Below are 17,729 nucleotides of genomic sequence, written 5' to 3'. Positions count from 1 at the left end.
GTGATTTAGAGCTATTAGGCTTGTTAGCCTGGAGAGATAAAATATAGATATAAAAAAAGCGCTTAGGCCAAACCTAAGCGCTTTTTCAAACATTACGAGCCAATTAGTTAGCTAGCATTGCCTTCTGTTCTTTCTTTGCACGGTAGATCTTACGTTCTTCAAGAATCGCAACAATCGCCATGATCGAACAACAGATAACAGCTGCAGTATCTAATGCTACGAAGGTACCTTTCCAGCCAGTTTGACCGAAGATTGGCGTACCATCAGCAATCATACCAAGGCCTAGCTTCGCAAAGCTGTCACCGATAAGGTAAGCAAATGTACCTTTGATACCGTCAGCAACCGCGATACCTTGCTTAGGTACGAAACCTACCGCAGCAACACCGATCAATAACTGAGGACCAAACACTAGGAAGCCAAGAGCAAATAGTGATGCTTGGTATGCGAAAATAGTATGTGCGTGTTGGTAGAAGCCCAGCGTAGCAATCACACCTAATAACGCAATACACGCCACTAAACCACGACGACCATTGATCAAGTCAGAGAAAAAGCCCCATAGACATGTACCAATCAGTGCGCCTGTTTCAAACATAGTGAAACCAGAAATCGCTGTTTCTTTATCAAAACCAAGCACTTCGTAGCCGTAAACAGTAGACCACTGGTCAATACCGATACGAACCACGTAAAGGAATACGTTCGCAAAACACAGCAACCAAATAACCTTGTTAAACAGTACGTATTTCTTGAAGATTTCCATCTTGCTCATGTGGTTTTCGTTAACCGCTTTATCTTCTTCAGAAATCGGCTCTTCGAATAACTCTTCAGCAGTACCTAAACCGTACGATTCAGGGCTGTCGTTACCCATAGTGAAACCAATAAGCGCAACCACAATGGCAATGATTGATGGCACGATAAACATACCTGCCACATTGCCATCAAAGAAATAGTTAGCACCGAATAGCGCCACACCTGCTGCACCTGCACCACCGATGTTGTGCGAGATGTTCCACATACCTAGGAATGTGCCGCGGTTCTTTTTACTCGTCCACTTAGTAATCGTTGAGTAAGAGTTAGAACCACCCACACTTTGGAATAAACCAGACAGTGCGTATAGGCCGATCATCATGTAGAAAGAGCCCATTGATGGACCCATTACCAAGCCAAAGCCCAGCATACATAGACCAGAAAGCAACAGACCTAATGGCAGAATATTCTTCGAGTTCTTACCATCACACCAGTAGTTTAATGCTGTTTTACCGATACCGTAAGTAATTGAGAAACCAAGGCCAATAGTACCTAATTGCGTCATTGTCATACCGTAATCAGAGATCAGGTCGTTTTGCGCAATGTTGAAGTTCTTACGAATAAAGTACATCACCATGTAGCTAACAAACACTACAAGGTATGAACGTAAGAATGGACCAAGCCACATCTTCTTACGTTCAGCTAAAGGCAAGTCCAGCGTTGGTTTTCTTACCTGTGTAAGCAGTTTAAACATGTGAAATCCTCAGATAGTCACTGAAAAGTCGATGCTATGGATGTCTTTTATGATTAATAAGCCAAAGGCTCATATAAACATTCACAGTGCAGGGATCACCGTCATTGAAAAACTTGTGACTCAATTGGGGAAAGCCAATCAAAATGGATAGGTGATCGTATCGAATAATTTTATCGATTGAGGATCAGCAAGGCATGAGAAGCGAACCTAGAACAACTAGGAAAAATTCCTAGTTTTGGTCAAGTGTCCGAAAAAGTGTGACAGAGCGCAAATAGTTAATATGCGATATGTAGGATAAAGTGAGGCGATAAACCTCACTTTATAGAGATAAGAAACTAATTAACAAAAATTAGTATAGCGGCATTTCATCGGCAACAAATGGGTTTGTTGCGCGTTCATGACCAAATGTTGATAACGGACCGTGACCCGGTACAAAAGTCACATCGTTACCTAAAGGCCATAGCTTAGTTTTAATTGCGTTGATCAGAGTTGGATGATCACCGCGTGGGAAGTCAGTACGACCAATACCACCTTTAAATAATACGTCACCAACAAAGGCAATCTTTGCGTCATCGTTAAATAACACAACGTGACCTGGAGTATGACCCGGCGTATGGAATACTTGTAGCGTTTGATTGCCTACTTTAATTTCATCACCGTCTTCTAGCCATTGTGTTGGATCAAATGCTTCCGTCATTGGGAAACCGAACATTTCACTTTGACGAGGCAGACCTTGTAGCCAGAATACATCATCTTTATGTGGACCAATCACTGGCACATTTAACGCTTCAGCTAATGGTTCAGTACCACCAACGTGATCAAGATGACCATGAGTTAAAATAAGCTGAGTAACGGTAACACCTAATTCCTCAACCACTTTCTTCAATTGTTCAACGTCGCCACCGGGATCGACAATCGCTGCTTGGTTTGTTTCATCACACCAGATGATTGAACAGTTTTGCTGAAACGGTGTAACAGGAACAATTTGATACTTAAGACTCATACTCGTCTAACATCCTAGCCAAAAACAAAGTGCCAAAAGGATGCCACGATTATTTATAAAAATACAGGTACGATTGTTATTCAATGATTAACCACGCCAGTTACGAACAGGGCCTGTATCAATATGTACAAATTGGCTGCCTGGGTAATAACCCACACCACCAATATTCAAGTCCATTGCCGCTTTACGGATCTTAGATAGTGGTACACCTTCTAAATTGAAATCGATCGCTTGTGCTGTCATGTGGTAACTCTTCTTCGCTACCCCACCACTGCGTTTTGCTAACATCTTATTTGTTTTTGGCGAACGATATCCCGAAATAAGTTGCACGTAGCCTTCATGGCCTACATACGTCTGAATTTGCGAAATGGCATCATATAAACGTCTATCAATGCGGGCGACTTCGTTTTGTCTAAAATCTCGACAAATGTGATCAATTTTTCTTACAGCAGAACCCACATAGGTTTTACCATTAAAATACTTTGTTTCTAACTCTTCACCAGTATGAAGATTACGAATCAACATATTACGTGGTTCTGATGCTTTAAATGGACTAGCAATAGCGATATTAGGCAATAGACAAGAGCCCACAACTACTCCGCCGAGAGCAAGGAAATTACGGCGATTAATATTAATTTCTGACATACCAACTCATGATAAAAATGCATTTTATTGTAAGAAAGCAAAGTGTATACCAATTACTTTATCTGAAAGGTATCCATCACTGACAAACTAGTCAAAGACGCAAATCACATATTTAGAATATCATAAAAGCTATTTTTAATTTTCAGCTAGTTATAAGCATTAGTAATTGTAAGCAAAGATTAATAGACTATTTTTCCTTGAACTCTGTCATACATGTAAATATCGTTTCGATAATTCACTACTCCTAATTCATCTACCCATGCAGTCTGATAAATTAGATCTACAGGTACAAATTTACCATTACCCAACACTATTGTTCTCGTTTTTTTACTTCTATATAAGTTATTAAAACGCTGTTCACTACTACCAGAATATTCTAATAACACTTTGGCTAAGCTTTTTGCCTTTTCAACACGAATACATCCAGAACTTAGAGCACGTTCATGCTTATCAAATAATGAATGTGAAGAAGTATCGTGTAAATAAATCGCTTGGCTATTAGGGAAGTTAAATTTAAATAACCCCAATGAATTACGCTTTCCTGGCTTTTGTCTTAATCGATAAGGAAAGTCATTAGGAGATAACAAATGATAAGGAATAGTGTTTATAGAAATTTTATTTTCACTGTCCCACCCTTTGAGTACCTCATAATTATTATTAGTTAAATAACTTCGATTTTTTTGAACTTTAGGCATGATATCTTTTTTCATGATTGAATTAGGCACATTCCAATAAGGATTAAACACTACTGACTGAATATCCGAATCAATCATCGGTGTTTGTCGAGATGGATGTCCTACAATAACTTTACTTTCAAGTTTCTTCTCACCATCAAGCCATAACTTCATATGATAATTAGGAATATTTACAACTATACCTGTACTCGGTTGAACTGACCATAACCTTAAACGCTGGGCATTTAACGCCAATAAGCGAATGCGTTGCTTAATACTTAACGCTAACCATTGTTGTGTTTCCGTACCAATAATACCATCGACTTTTAAGCCATGGCGTTCTTGAAAACGCTTTATAGATACAACCACTGAACTAGACAAATACGTATTATTTTTACTGCGTATATTTTCTGCCTCAAAAAACGTCATATCGCCTAATGTCTCTAAGACAGTCACCACCCCATCCATATTATTCACATATTGCCCTGGGCGAATAATGCCTTTAAATAAAAATACCTACCAACGCATATCTTTTATATCAATCAATTCATCTAACGCTTCAACTAATTTAATATAATCATTTTTTTGAGGCTTTAACTGGGAAATAAAGTAACGAAAGTTTTGTTTTTCATAGTTGTGTAGAAAACTATTTATAAATGTTTCTGACGGAGCAGGAAAAACACCTGGAGATATATCACCAAATAACCATAAGTTTCCTTTTTTTTGGATACCTTCAATAAACCCCATATATGCAAATAATGTATCAGTAGCTAATATATCGTAATATCGCCAGTCACTATTTTTTTTATATCTTTTTAAGTTTTGATAACGACGTGTTAAATCAGAAGATATCTTAGTCAGCGATAATATACGAATCTGTTCTTCAAATTCAGCAATAGCAATTTGATCTTGCCATATTTGACCATATCCAATTGCTAAATATACCTCAGCCAATTTATCAAAATAATGAATACCAGAAACATTCTGTGTAATATTTTTTACCCAATCTTTAGCTATTTGAAATTGTTGATGAGTAGCTTGGTCGTTAGCAAAGAGTTCTTTATCTGGTGAGTTCATCAATTCAGAAGTAATAATCGTCTTGCTTTTTATAACAATAGGTTTACCTTCAGCCTCTGAATTAGTCGGTAGATCAGATGAAGCGGAAAGGTTAAAAGGCACTAAACACAACACAGAGGTGAAATACCAGTACTTACAAACAGTCATCGAAGCCCCCTAGCACTGCTTCTGCTATTATTAATAATAGTATTTAGAGCATTAACTATAGACGCTATTTGATTAATTTGAATAAAATCTTTAAGAATGGGGCTAAATCAGAATGATTAACTGAAATTAACGGGTATCTATTACAAAAACAACGCTATTTCTTATTTGTAAGAAACAGCGTCATCATTTATAGGGTTATTTTCTTAACCAGAGTAATATCACCAGTTTAGAAAAGCCAAAACAAGTGATAGTGTTCCCATATGCGTTTGAATAACATAGGCGTTTAAATAAATAACTGCCAGTGGTTATCCCACATAATCGTGCTTTGTTTTATCTTTGCTTGTTGCTTGGTATCAACACTGACAATTTTTCCAGCACCAGAGCCAACAATCCAATGATGATCTAACATTGCGACACCAGAAGCATCGGTGAGTGGCTTGAGTGAAATCAGCTCACGAGTATCTTGATCCCAAATACCGTAACAATTTCCCCTTGGTGAAGTCGCCAGCAAGTAACCATCTAATGTACCGATACTGGCAATGTAATGATTAAACCGCAGCCATTCTTCATCTTCCGCAATTAACGGCTGTAAAGCTTGTCCTCGTTGATGGGTTGCCACCAAAGGCGCTGCATGTTCAGGCTCGCCACGGTATTGTTGACCACATGCAATGCCACCGTTATCCATCAAACTTAAATGACGAATACTCAATCGCTTATCAGCAAGCTCGGCTTGTTCAACCAATTCACCGTTGGTTTTATCCACATACACCAACGCAGGTTGCATTGAATCAAGGTTTAGTGGCGTTCGTCCTTGGGTATGAACACCACCGACACCGATAGCTAACGTTTGATCATCAGCCCAAATCACTTCATGGGGACCAATACCAAAATCGGTAAATTCAGCGACTTTTGGCAAACCTTGTTTGACCTCGTATACACCAATCACGCCGCGACTGGTTGCTGATTCACCTTCTGTTGCATACAAATACTGTCCATCACGAGAGAACACACCATGACCATAAAAGTGACGATTTGGATCAGCGGCACGTAATCCCCACTCTTTACCCGTTTGATGATCAAACACTTGGACGTATTGCCCCGGACGACGAGAAAATACCGCCACCAACGAGCCGTTACGGTGCAACGCAATACCATGTCCCCTTGCAGGCAACATCACTTGCATTAACGGATTGCCCGATAAATCAGCAACAACAGCGGCATACTTACCTGCTGCAGTACGGCTACAACCAATGATCTTAGGCTGTTGGTAAGATTGGGAAGATAAACCATGTTTTGCATTAGCATCACAGCCCATTAATGACATCAAAGGCAATGTGCCAGCAGATGACAAGGCATACTGCAATAATTTACGTCTTGTTAAATTAGTCGCCATCAGTTGCATTAAACCCCATCACAATACCCAGCTCTGCGGCTACATCATCATGCAGCGCAATCTGAATATATTCCAAACCGTTAAACACATTGATCAGCTCACGATAACCTTCTTTGGTTTTCATCATCGCCACCATACTGTTTTGCTTCGGCCAGTCTTCTAGCAGCAATTCAAAACGCTGATTAATACGATTTGCCGTGACCTCATGGCCTGATTCAATCAACAAATGATTCAAACCTTTACCATTGGCAAGATATAGCTGATGCAACGCCTCAACACTGGCTTTCAAACTCAACATAGAAGTTTGTGAACGCCATGCTTCTGCTTGATAAGGCTTGGGTTGTCCTGGTTTCCCCATCGGACGAGTAAGCTTTTTTAAGGTGTAATCAAGCTGGTTATTAAGCGCCCCTAAATATTCCGCCAAGGCCAGTTGAGGTGTTAAGTCTTGCCATGGATTTTCTTCCCATGCCATTTCTAACGCTTTTGCCGTTGTCAGCATATTGCCAGTGATGGCATGGGCTAACTGACAGTATTTCGGAGCAGCTAACTGTTTTTTCTCTTGGAATAAAAACCACTCAACAGCACCTAATCCTTGTACGGCTACACTTTGATCTGCAATCCCTTGGCTGGTTGGTAGGGTTTCTGCTTGTAACAACTGCTTGATCTTTCTTCCTGTGGTGTTTTTCTTATCAGGCCAAAACTGCACTTTCCAACCCAATGCTAATGCCGCTTCACTGCCTTTCTCACGCCCTTGAAACTTCATCCAACTATGCATGCTTTGCAGCCATGCTTGTTGTGCCGCTTGTAACGTTTCCTCACTGTAACGCTGGCACAATTTCCCCATTTGCTTATCTAATACATGGCTAGATAGCACGTAACCTTTGGCAGCATTTACCGACATTTCGTGCACAGGTGTTAAATTAAATCCTGTTTGCTCGGGATGAACATGATTATCAGCCACACTCGCAAACTGAGTTGATAGTTTATCATTATTGGCCTCACCACACCCTGTCAGCAACGTCGCCACACCCAGTGCAACACCACAAAGCAGGGATGAATTTAAAAAGGGTTTTGTATACATCATTATTACAACACCTGATTTATAGTGAATCTAAAAATGCCACCAGCGCTTGGCGGTCGGATTTTGATAATTGCAATACCTTGTCACGGCTTGTTTGTGCTTCACCGCCATGCCATAGCACCGCTTCCATTACGGAGCGTGCGCGCCCATCATGTAAGAAATTAGTATGTCCGTTTACTTCCTCGGTATAACCTAGTCCCCACAATGGCGGTGTTCGCCACTCTTGCCCATTGGCTAAAAACTCAGAGCGATTATCAGCTAAACCTTCACCCATATCGTGCAATAGCAAATCGGTATACGGGTTAATCATTTGCTCAGATAACGCAGGACGTTCAGGCACTTTTGCCGTCTTTATTTGCGTACGGTGACAGCTTTGGCAGCCAATATCGGCAAACAGCTTTTCACCTTTCATCACTAGAGGATCATTAATATTACGACGGGCAGGCACAGCCAAATGTTGAGAATAAAACTCAACAAACGTCAGCACTTTTTCAGAGGCTTCATGTTTGCCGCCATTGGGTAATTCCGCACAGATAGTTTGTTTATCAGTACAGTTTTCTTGCTCAAACAAAGCATTGGTTAAACCAATATCACCATTAAAGGCTGCGGCATTTTGTTGCATTAAATTCGGTTGTCCTGCTTTCCAACCAAAACGACCAGTCACGGTTTTATTGGCTCGCACATCCCACACTTGGTTTAACTTGCCGCTTACACCTTTATTTTCAGCGGCTTGCTCAACCACGAAGTTCTTTAAAGTTTGCTCCGGAATATGCTCAAGTAAACCTAAACCAATCATAGGCGGTGCAATACGGGCAGAAAGCATTACATCGTCTGCCATTGGGCCATAATTTAAATCGGTAATAGATAAGTTAGGTTTGCGCAGCGTGATCACTTCACCATCGGCAAACGTGACAGGCACATCGGTGTAAGTTAACGCGATTTTTCCTTCAGGTTTGGCGTCGGGTAAGGCAAAGTCTTGTAGCTGATCGCCATAAGTGGGTTCTGGGATCACACCACTTTTAATTAATTGCTGTTTTTGCTCATCCGTTAAAGCAGGAATACTCATGCGTACCAACATGGATACCGAATTCATATCGTCTTTTTCTGGCGGATGACCTCGCCCATCTTTGATATGACAGTTCTGACAACCATTGGTATTAAAAATCGGACCTAATCCATCACGAGCATCGGTAGTGGCAGGCGCTTGTACCCAAGGATTACGGAAAAAGCTATTACCGACACTAAAGTCCAAACGTTTAGACATAGGCAGATTGCTGGCAGGTAAAGAAAAAGCATTCGCACCTGTTTTAGGAGTTGTGGTATTACCGCCTGATTTAATTTTGGCTAATTGCTCTTTAGTATATTTTGGTTTTTCAGGGCTTGATTCTGCCCACACACTTAACGGCAACAAGCCTAACGACATGATCACTGTTGCTAAATGGAACTTCATACATCCACTCTTATTTCTTATTATTAAAATACGAACAAAGTCGCCCAAGGTGCAGGCGACTTATGATTACGATGCATAGAGCGGTAATTAGAACTGATGATCAGCAGTATCTGGATTTAAGTTGCTCACGCCAATAATGCTTGCCGCTTTTTCAATTTCAGCCGTTTGTTTTACTAACGCCATAATCGACTTATTCACCAAAGCATTGCCAGCTTTATTACCTGCTGCAATTAACTGATCAAAGTGTTGGTTCTCTTTCTCAGCAGAATCAACCAATGTTTGAAGTTGAGCGCGTGCTTGTACAAATTCCGCTTTAATTTCAGCCGCTGCTTTTTTATCTTTCTCAGCCACTAAATCGTGGATACTTGGGCCAGTTAGCACCTCACCATTTACACGGGTGTAACTACCGGTATAAACGTTAAAGATCCCTTGCTCGTTGTAGTAGTGAGAGTTGTGCGTGTTATCAGAAAAACAATCGTGCTCATCTTCTGTCGAGTTTGCTTCTAATGCCACTTTCATACGCTCACCCGCCAATTCCCCTAGCGACAATGAACCCATACCAAACAGCATTTTACGTAAACCGTTATCCGCAGATTCCGCTAATAACTCGCTACGGTAGTTTTTCGCCTCAGTTGCAGACCACTGTTTCTCCATCCATTGCAGATCGTTAATCAATAGCTGAGAAGATGCAGTCAAGTAATCAGCACGACGATCACAGTTGCCATTAGTACAACCCTCGCCTTTCACAAAATCAGTGAATTTACGATCGCCAGCACCGCTATCTGTACCGTTAAGATCTTGTCCCCATAGTAGGAACTCAATCGCATGATAGCCAGATGCCACGTTTGCTTCTGAACCACCCAATTCGTTAAGATCAGCAATTAATTCAGGCGTGATTTTCGCAACATCAATTTCCTTATTACCCACATTAATCTTTTTATTAGAAATAATGTTTGCGTTTGCGCCTTCATTACCAAGCTCATGTTGATAATCTTTAGCCACGTAATCAATCAAACCTTCATCTAACGGCCATGCGTTTAATTGCCCTTCCCAATCATCCACAATACCGTTACCAAAACGGAATACTTCAGATTGTTGGTAAGGAACGCGAGAGGCTTTCCACGCTTCACGGGCTGCTGAAAGTGTTTGTTCAGAAGGGTTAGCAACCAATGCCGCAATCGCCTTATCTAATGTTTGTGCCGTTGTTAGCGCATCGCTATACACACTATGAGCAAGATCGGCATAGTGAGTCACAACATCTTGTTTGGTGGTAGCTGCTTGAGCAACAGCAGGTAGAGAAAATAGAGCGACAGCAATGAGTGAGCGAGTAAATGTTTTAGTCATTAAATCATCTTCCTTGTAAAGCATCACTTAACATAACCTAAGAATAAAAATCTAAGTGATAATAGTTATTATTTCGATAGTGTATCAGAACAATAACATTTTGAAACAATTTTGATTCAATTAATGATAACAATTTGCATTGAGTGTTAAAAAAATAGCCAAGTCTGTAAGATATCGCACTTAACTATTAATAATTCACGTATAATCCTTGCTATATAATACATAGCTAGACATATTGCACCCCCGAGTTATTGCCGCTGTAACATTGGAGATTTACATGGACAAGCACGAAGAAGTTCTGATTGCTCTTCGACAAATTATTCGCGCTATCGATCTGCATTCACGAAAACTGAATAAAAACGCAGGTTTAACGGGGCCACAATTAGTGTTGATGCGTGCCATTAAAGCATCAGGCGAAGAAGTGACTATTCGTCAGCTTTCTAATAACACCAACATGAGCCAAGCAACAGCGACCACCATTTTAGATCGACTAGAAAAACGTGGCTTAGTGGTTCGTAAACGTAGCCAGCTAGATAAGCGTAAAGTGCACACGCATCTAACAGAAGAAGGCAATGCCCTGTTAGACAAAGCACCGCTACCGTTGCAAGACAGTTTTATTTCCCAATACCAAGAGTTGGAAGATTGGGAACAATCGCTACTGCTTTCTTCTGTTCAGCGAATCTCAACCATGATGAACGCCGAGCATTTAGATGTTGCACCACTGCTTGAAGTGGGAAGCATTACTCAGCAAGAAAAAACCAAAAGCGAATTAGAAGAATAACTCGCAGATATAATTTTGATTTTAAATTTAAAACCGATCGATTGATCGGTTTTTTTACTTTTGGGTATTTGGGTACCTTTACGGCTTTTGGAAACGTCAACGCATCTTTCCAAAGTTGATAAATCTGCATAATGAACCCAGCATAATCACTACCTCATTTTCTCTCTTAGCTGTTACTGGTTAGCCACGTTTTGACCAACGCGGTATAACTTAGTTGATTGACCATCATCAGCAAAACATACCGTTACCCCCATTTCTGCAATGGTAATTTATCCTACAGTACCCATATCAAAACACCCGCCTTTTAAAGGATATCTCTATTCATTCAAATCGTTGTTGACCTAATCATACTTTTACTGATTTTTGACAACGATAAACTTACTTAGTGAATGCTACATCTGTTCTCAATTCTAACGCTACTAACAGTCATTACCTACCTGTTGATAAAGCATGCAATAAGCTAATCATCAATAAAGAGTACGCAAGCAGAGAGTCAAAAAATCCAGTGACGTATGTAATGTTGCATTTAGGTAACAAAAAATAATTTAGAAACAAAAAAGGCTGATGTGAATCACCATATAATTTTGTATTAGAAAATCATAAAACATCGGGATTAAAGTGACGAAAAAGATGATCCACATCGTGCTTTAAAACATAAATTACTAAGGAAATCATAAATAAAGAGAATGTAATATCAATTCTTGAATTACAAAAAAGTACCAATTTAGTAACCAGAATCATTTAGCAATGTAAAATTTAGTGATCAACAAGGGTGAAAGCTAGGGCGAATACGTTATAAAATAGGGAAAAATTAATCAATGTGAAGTACAAATTCAGTAATATTTGCAACGCGAGTCATTATTTTGCAACAAAATACAACATGTGTTTTACATTGCTTACTTTTGCCATTAAATTGCACTCATAAACCTTATAAAGAAAAGAAGGAAAACAGACACGGTTAATATCAATAACGAATAACAAATTTCTAAATTTTGTTTACACGTTAAATAATTACAAATCAACAATAAATATTTGACAATTCTTTTAAAGCAGTCTTCTGATTTTCATTACTGGATTAAATGAAAGTAGTACAAGTCAGGGAGGAAAAATGAAGATAACACGCAGCAGGAAAGTTGGGATAACGATCCTTGCAATATTATCAGTAACACTCTTAACGTTCCTATTTACTAGCAGTAACATGGTTCTATTCGATTCAAAAGGCTCGATTGGTCAAGCCCAATCTTCACTGATCATTACATCAGTACTTTTGATGGCTATAATCATCGTTCCTGTTTTGCTAATGTCTGTGTATTTCCCTTACAAATACCGTCATAGCAATAAAGATGCGGAATATAAACCTAACTGGGAACACTCTACAAAAATTGAAGTGATTGTTTGGGCTGTTCCTTGCTTAATCATTCTTGCGCTAGGTTGGATCACTTATCAAACCTCATATTCTCTCGACCCACGTAAAGAAATAGCCTCAGAACAAAAGCCATTAACTATTCAAGTTGTTGCGATGAATTGGAAATGGCTCTTTATATATCCGGAAGAGCAAATAGCTACGGTTAATGAGATTGCATTGCCTGTTAACCGCCCAGTCAGATTCTTAGTTACATCTGACACTACGATGAATTCATTCTTCATCCCACAACTTGGCAGCCAGGTATATGCAATGGCTGGGATGGAAAATAGACTTCACCTTATGGCAGAAGAGAAAGGTGTTTACCGCGGTATTTCTGCGAACTATAGCGGTTTTGGTTTTACCAACATGAAGTTCAAAGCACACGCAGTAGATAATGCCGACTTTGACCAATGGGTTCAAAAAGTTAAATCATCCGACAAAGTATTAAACGACAGTAGCTATGGCGTGCTAACAGCAAATGCTAAAGAGCAAATTAAAACAGCTCACCCTGTGACTTATTTTGCTTCAGTCGATCCTCTTCGATTCAAAGATATCATTGAAAAACACGCGGGAGTCCAAAATGGCTTATAAAGGCGATGTCTACGCCGATCCGGATCCTATCTTCGGCAAACTAAATTGGGATGTGATTCCATATACAGACCCGGTCATATTACCTGTTATGCTAGGTGCCATTCTTGGTGGACTAGCACTTGTGGCTGCAATCACTTATTACGGTAAGTGGAAGCATTTGTGGGAACAATGGTTGACTTCCGTCGACCATAAGAAAATAGGTATCATGTACATCATTGTTGCGGCAGTGATGCTTTTCCGTGGTTTTGCTGACGCCTTCATGATGCGTACTCAACAAGCAGCGGCAACCATCAATGGAACTGGTTATCTACCTCCAGAGCACTACGACCAAATCTTTAGTGCCCATGGTGTAATCATGATTTTCTTCGTTGCCATGCCATTCGTGGTTGGTTTGATGAATATCATCGTTCCACTTCAAATTGGTGCACGTGACGTAGCCTTCCCATTCTTGAACTCTTTGAGCTTCTGGCTATTTGTTGTTGGTGCCATTCTGATTAACATGTCACTGTTTATCGGTGAATTTGCTGCAACTGGTTGGCTTGCTTACCCACCATTATCAGGTATGGAATACAGCCCTTGGGTAGGTGTCGACTACTGGCTATGGGCGCTACAGATATCTGGTATCGGTACCCTACTGATCTGTGTTAACTTCGTTGTGACCATTATTCGCATGCGTGCACCAGGTATGAAACTGATGCAAATGCCTGTGTTTACATGGACATCACTATGTGCAAACGCACTGATTGTTTTGGCTTTCCCAATTCTGACAGTAACGTTAACGCTACTAACACTTGACCGTTACATTGGCACCCATTTCTTCACTACAGATATGGGCGGTAACGTAATGATGTACGTTAACCTTATCTGGGCTTGGGGTCACCCTGAAGTATACATTCTGATTTTACCTGCTTTCGGTATCTTCTCAGAAATCACAGCGACATTCTCACGTAAGCGTCTATTCGGCTATGTATCACTTGTGTGGGCAACAGCCGTTATCATGATTCTGTCATTCGTGGTATGGCTACACCACTTCTTCACCATGGGTGCAGGGGCAAGTGTTAACGCTTTCTTCGGTATTGCTACGATGATTATCTCTATTCCAACCGGGGTTAAGATATTCAACTGGCTATTTACCATGTACAAAGGCCGCGTTGAGTTTTCAGCGAGCATGTGGTGGACAATTGCATTCCTAATTACCTTCACCATTGGTGGTATGACAGGTGTAATGCTTGCAGTTCCAGCAGCGAACTTCGTACTTCACAACAGCTTATTCGTTATCGCTCACTTCCATAACGTAATTATCGGTGGTGCGCTATTCGGTTACTTTGCAGGTTTCACTTACTGGTTCCCGAAAGCAACGGGTTTCAAGCTAGACGAAAAACTAGGCAAGCTTTCTTGTGTTCTTTGGACTGTCGGCTTCTTCGTAACCTTCATGCCAATTTACGTTCTAGGTTTCAGTGGTATGACACGTCGTCTAAATGTTGCTGATAACCCTGAGTGGGCACCACTACTTTGGATCTCTGCATTTGGCGTATTCATCATTGCATCGGGTATTGCGACTCAGTTCTACCAAGTTTACGTAAGTATTCGTGACCGTAAGAAGAACCTTGATCTTACTGCTGACCCTTGGGATGGACGTACGCTTGAGTGGGCAACATCTTCGCCACCAGCGTTCTACAACTTCGCGACGCTACCTAAGATTCATGACCGTGATGAGCACCACTATGCGAAAGAGAACGGTTTAGCGTACAAAGCACCTGAACGTTACAAGCGCATTCATATGCCGAAGAATACTTGGGCAGGTGTTGTAATCAGCGCATTTGCATTAACCCTTGGTTTTGCTTTTGTATGGCACATCTGGTGGATGGTAATCGCTAGTGGTGTTGGTATTTTAGCCTCATGGATTGCATACAGCTTTGAGCGCAACAAAGACTACTACGTTGAAGTTGCTGAAGTTGAAGCAATTGAGCGTGCACATCTAGCACGTGTTTATGGCGAACAAGATTCGACTAGCGAAGAAAACAAAGACGAAGATCAGGATGAAGATGATTCGTCTGACCTAAAACCTGTTACGGCATAGGGACTGACAGCAATTATGACTACAGAAGTTAAACATACATTTGAACCAAACGTCGCTGCTCAGTCACATGGCGGTCATGATCACGATGATCATGACCATCATGATTACGCAGGCGATACGATCTTTGGTTTCTGGATTTATATCCTTAGTGACTGTTTGTTATTCGGTACGCTTTTCGCAGTGTTTGCCGTTTTCTCAAACAGCTTTGCTGGACAAATTGAACCAACTGAACTGTTCAACTTAACCTTCGTTGCTTGTGAAACTGCCCTACTTCTTCTAAGTAGTTTCACTTTTGGCATGGCGATGCTTAAGGCAAATAAAGAAGACATGAAGGGCATGCTCAAATGGTTGGGCATTACCTTTGCGCTCGGTTTGTCTTTCTTAGTAATGGAGCTTTATGAGTTCTGGCATTTTAGTAATGAAGGTGCCACTTTCCACAGCAGTGCATACTGGTCATCTTTCTATGCACTTGTTGCAACGCACGGTCTTCACGTATTTGCAGGCCTGATTTGGATGATTGTTCTATTTTTCCACTTCAAGCGTGATGGTTTTTCTGAAGACAATAAAACGCGTCTAGCTTGTCTGAGCTTATTCTGGCACTTCCTAGATGTTATTTGGATCTGTGTATTCAGCGTTGTTTACTTGATGGGGGTATTGTAATGGCTAATTCATCTGAGCACGGTCAAGGTGGACAGGCTCACGGTAGCGTAAAAGAGTATTTGAATGGCTTGATTCTATCCATCATTCTAACAGTAGTACCTTTTGTTATGGTGATGGCTGGAATCGGCTCTAAGCCGCTAATTATCGGCGTAATCATGGTTTTCGCAGTCGCGCAAATTTTTGTTCAACTTGTTTACTTTTTACATATGAACACCTCATCAAAGCAAATGTGGAATACCTCTTCCGCTGTTTTTGTTGTGGTAATTGTCGCAATTATCCTCATCGGTTCGTTGTGGATTATGGAACACTTAAATCACAACATGCTGATGGGTCACTAATAGGGTTACAGGATGTATAGACCTTATCTAAAAATCACCAAACCCGGTATTATCGGCGGCAACTTAGTTGCCGCCATCGGTGGTGTGCTTCTCGCCTCTCAAGGCAATATCGATTGGCTATTACTGCTTGCTGTTTGTACGGGTACTAGCCTAATCGTTGCGTCAGGCTGTGTTTTCAACAACGTTATCGATAAAGATATCGATCGCTTAATGAAACGCACCTGTGAAAGAGAGCTCGTTAAAAATGTTATACCTGTATCTCACGCGCTTATCTGGGCTACGGTATTAGGTTTGTCTGGCTTTTATATACTAAGCCAATTTACAACAACGGTTGCATTGCAATTTGGTGTGCTTGGGTTCGTTGTCTATGTCGGTTTATATAGCCTTTATTACAAGCGTAAATCTGTTTACGGCACACTGATAGGCGGACTTTCAGGTGCATGTCCTCCAGTTATCGGTTATTGCGCTGTAACAGGTCACTTCGATGCAGGCGCTGCGATCTTATTCGTTACTTTCTGTATCTGGCAGCTTCCGCATTCCTATGCCATTGCCATTTACCGATTTGATGACTACAAAGCAGCATCCATTCCAGTTCTACCTGTAGAAGTGGGAATCGCACGTGCTCGTTTACACATCATCGCTTACATCATTGCGTTTGCTGTTGCAGCTTTAGCACTTAACTACCTTGGTTATGCGGGCAGCTGGTATGCACTGGGTGTTGGTTTAGTCAGTCTTCACTGGTTATATATTGCCAAAGTGGGCTACCAAAAAGTACCAGATGCGCAATGGGGCAAGCAGATGTTGCTATGTTCAATCGCTAACATCATGGTGTTTTGTTTACTTATTTCTCTAGACTTTTCGGCGGGAGACCTATCGGAAAATTATCAAGCTAGTAATACAGTAGTTTCTACTCTGCTGGAGCGAAGTTAATGACTAAAAACCCTGTAAAAATTGTGCTCCTTCTTGGAGCACTTGCCCTCGCTGGCATTTTCGCGCTTTACATAAGTAACAGTACAACCCCGATTGGAGAAAAACAGAAAGCACTTAAAGATCTTGGCGGTGAGTTTCAGTTAAATAGCCTTGATGGCACCGTTAATCTTAACCAATTTAAAGGACAAACAGTCGTTCTCTACTTTGGATTCCTTAACTGTGCAGAAGTCTGCCCTTCTTCAATGGGTGTGATGGCGACAGCTTTTTCCATGTTGCCACCTGAAGAATATGCAAACGTACAAGGTATCTTTATTAGTGTCGATCCAGGTCGTGATGATCTTGATTCTCTTGACAAGTTTGCTAAATATTTTGATAAACGCATTAAGGGACTAACAGGAACAAAAGAAGAAATAGACGCCTTAACAGAACAGTATGGTGTTTACTTTGACTTAGTTGATATGGAGTCTTCTGAACTTAGCTACACCGTAGACCATGCATCTCGTTTCTATATCATAAACCCAGAAGGAAAGCTGGTTGATGCAATGAGCCACACAACAACACCTATCGAGCTAGCTGCAGGTATTGACCGTGCTCATAGCAAAGTCTTTGCTAATAACTAAAAATTTATAGGG

The 17,729-nt window shown here is 40.7% G+C and carries 14 protein-coding genes and 1 pseudogene; 7 read left to right on the top strand and 8 right to left on the bottom strand.

Annotated elements, in window-relative coordinates:
• Positions 1-103 precede the first annotated feature (103 nt).
• The 8 genes and pseudogenes from uhpT to Q7674_RS13180 all read right to left on the bottom strand — a co-directional run bounded on the left by uhpT (position 104) and on the right by Q7674_RS13180 (position 10,312).
• Positions 104-1,498, bottom strand: a complete 1,395-nt coding sequence (gene uhpT / locus Q7674_RS13220) for a hexose-6-phosphate:phosphate antiporter UhpT (protein WP_045063052.1) — start codon at positions 1,496-1,498, stop codon at positions 104-106.
• Between the two features lie 349 nt (positions 1,499-1,847).
• Positions 1,848-2,501 (bottom strand): MBL fold metallo-hydrolase, encoded by a 654-nt coding sequence (locus Q7674_RS13215; protein ID WP_008986813.1) that lies wholly within the window; start codon positions 2,499-2,501, stop codon positions 1,848-1,850.
• An 87-nt stretch (positions 2,502-2,588) separates the two neighbouring features.
• Complete coding sequence (gene mepK, locus Q7674_RS13210; protein WP_190274780.1) at positions 2,589-3,137, bottom strand: peptidoglycan L,D-endopeptidase MepK; 549 nt, start codon at positions 3,135-3,137, stop codon at positions 2,589-2,591.
• Positions 3,138-3,305: 168 nt separating this feature from the next.
• Positions 3,306-5,044: pseudogene (locus Q7674_RS21950) on the bottom strand (L,D-transpeptidase family protein).
• Between the two features lie 283 nt (positions 5,045-5,327).
• A complete protein-coding gene (locus tag Q7674_RS13195; RefSeq protein WP_439788124.1) occupies positions 5,328-6,446 on the bottom strand; it encodes a DUF1513 domain-containing protein in 1,119 nt (372 codons plus the stop codon).
• Positions 6,427-7,521 (bottom strand): imelysin family protein, encoded by a 1,095-nt coding sequence (locus Q7674_RS13190; protein ID WP_237156716.1) that lies wholly within the window; start codon positions 7,519-7,521, stop codon positions 6,427-6,429. The genes Q7674_RS13195 and Q7674_RS13190 overlap by 20 nt, the downstream gene beginning before the upstream one ends.
• A 16-nt stretch (positions 7,522-7,537) precedes the next feature.
• A complete protein-coding gene (locus tag Q7674_RS13185) occupies positions 7,538-8,968 on the bottom strand; it encodes a di-heme oxidoreductase family protein (protein ID WP_107229565.1) in 1,431 nt (476 codons plus the stop codon).
• An 87-nt stretch (positions 8,969-9,055) separates the two neighbouring features.
• Entirely contained in the window at positions 9,056-10,312 is a 1,257-nt protein-coding gene (locus tag Q7674_RS13180) for an imelysin family protein (protein ID WP_045063050.1), read from the bottom strand.
• Positions 10,313-10,589: 277 nt separating this feature from the next.
• Here Q7674_RS13180 and Q7674_RS13175 point away from each other — a divergent pair, with 277 nt between their 5' ends.
• The 7 genes from Q7674_RS13175 to Q7674_RS13145 all read left to right on the top strand — a co-directional run bounded on the left by Q7674_RS13175 (position 10,590) and on the right by Q7674_RS13145 (position 17,717).
• On the top strand, positions 10,590-11,093 hold the full coding sequence (locus tag Q7674_RS13175) for a MarR family winged helix-turn-helix transcriptional regulator (RefSeq protein WP_023932670.1): 504 nt from the start codon (positions 10,590-10,592) through the stop codon (positions 11,091-11,093).
• A gap of 1,108 nt (positions 11,094-12,201) precedes the next feature.
• Positions 12,202-13,089 (top strand): ubiquinol oxidase subunit II, encoded by an 888-nt coding sequence (gene cyoA, locus Q7674_RS13170; RefSeq protein ID WP_045063049.1) that lies wholly within the window; start codon positions 12,202-12,204, stop codon positions 13,087-13,089.
• A 28-nt stretch (positions 13,090-13,117) separates the two neighbouring features.
• Positions 13,118-15,169, top strand: coding sequence for a cytochrome o ubiquinol oxidase subunit I (gene cyoB, locus Q7674_RS13165; RefSeq protein WP_305424131.1), 2,052 nt, complete (start codon positions 13,118-13,120; stop codon positions 15,167-15,169).
• 15 nt (positions 15,170-15,184) lie between these two features.
• Positions 15,185-15,829, top strand: coding sequence for a cytochrome o ubiquinol oxidase subunit III (gene cyoC, locus Q7674_RS13160; protein WP_305423949.1), 645 nt, complete (start codon positions 15,185-15,187; stop codon positions 15,827-15,829).
• A complete protein-coding gene (gene cyoD, locus Q7674_RS13155; protein ID WP_005367198.1) occupies positions 15,829-16,167 on the top strand; it encodes a cytochrome o ubiquinol oxidase subunit IV in 339 nt (112 codons plus the stop codon). The genes cyoC and cyoD overlap by 1 nt, the downstream gene beginning before the upstream one ends.
• A 12-nt stretch (positions 16,168-16,179) precedes the next feature.
• Positions 16,180-17,097: a heme o synthase gene (gene cyoE / locus Q7674_RS13150; RefSeq protein ID WP_045063047.1), complete on the top strand. Its 918-nt coding sequence runs from the start codon at positions 16,180-16,182 to the stop codon at positions 17,095-17,097.
• Positions 17,097-17,717 carry an SCO family protein gene (locus tag Q7674_RS13145; protein WP_045063046.1) on the top strand — a complete coding sequence of 207 codons (621 nt, stop codon included), beginning with the start codon at positions 17,097-17,099 and terminating at the stop codon, positions 17,715-17,717. The genes cyoE and Q7674_RS13145 overlap by 1 nt, the downstream gene beginning before the upstream one ends.
• The last annotated feature ends 12 nt before the right edge of the window (positions 17,718-17,729 follow it).

Source organism: Photobacterium leiognathi, from assembly GCF_030685535.1.
In the GTDB taxonomy this organism is placed as follows: Bacteria; Pseudomonadota; Gammaproteobacteria; order Enterobacterales; family Vibrionaceae; genus Photobacterium; species Photobacterium leiognathi.
The sequence above is the reverse complement of the archived record's forward strand: the minus strand, read 5'-3'. Positions and strand labels throughout refer to the sequence as shown.

Coding starts and splice junctions, on each gene's coding strand:
- uhpT (WP_045063052.1), bottom strand. CDS start 1,498: ATGTTTAAACTGCTTACACAGGTAAGAAAACCAACGCTGGACTTGCCT.
- Q7674_RS13215 (WP_008986813.1), bottom strand. CDS start 2,501: ATGAGTCTTAAGTATCAAATTGTTCCTGTTACACCGTTTCAGCAAAAC.
- Q7674_RS13195 (WP_439788124.1), bottom strand. CDS start 6,446: ATGCAACTGATGGCGACTAATTTAACAAGACGTAAATTATTGCAGTAT.
- Q7674_RS13190 (WP_237156716.1), bottom strand. CDS start 7,521: ATGATGTATACAAAACCCTTTTTAAATTCATCCCTGCTTTGTGGTGTT.
- Q7674_RS13185 (WP_107229565.1), bottom strand. CDS start 8,968: ATGAAGTTCCATTTAGCAACAGTGATCATGTCGTTAGGCTTGTTGCCG.
- Q7674_RS13180 (WP_045063050.1), bottom strand. CDS start 10,312: ATGACTAAAACATTTACTCGCTCACTCATTGCTGTCGCTCTATTTTCT.
- Q7674_RS13175 (WP_023932670.1), top strand. CDS start 10,590: ATGGACAAGCACGAAGAAGTTCTGATTGCTCTTCGACAAATTATTCGC.
- cyoA (WP_045063049.1), top strand. CDS start 12,202: ATGAAGATAACACGCAGCAGGAAAGTTGGGATAACGATCCTTGCAATA.
- cyoC (WP_305423949.1), top strand. CDS start 15,185: ATGACTACAGAAGTTAAACATACATTTGAACCAAACGTCGCTGCTCAG.
- cyoD (WP_005367198.1), top strand. CDS start 15,829: ATGGCTAATTCATCTGAGCACGGTCAAGGTGGACAGGCTCACGGTAGC.
- cyoE (WP_045063047.1), top strand. CDS start 16,180: ATGTATAGACCTTATCTAAAAATCACCAAACCCGGTATTATCGGCGGC.
- Q7674_RS13145 (WP_045063046.1), top strand. CDS start 17,097: ATGACTAAAAACCCTGTAAAAATTGTGCTCCTTCTTGGAGCACTTGCC.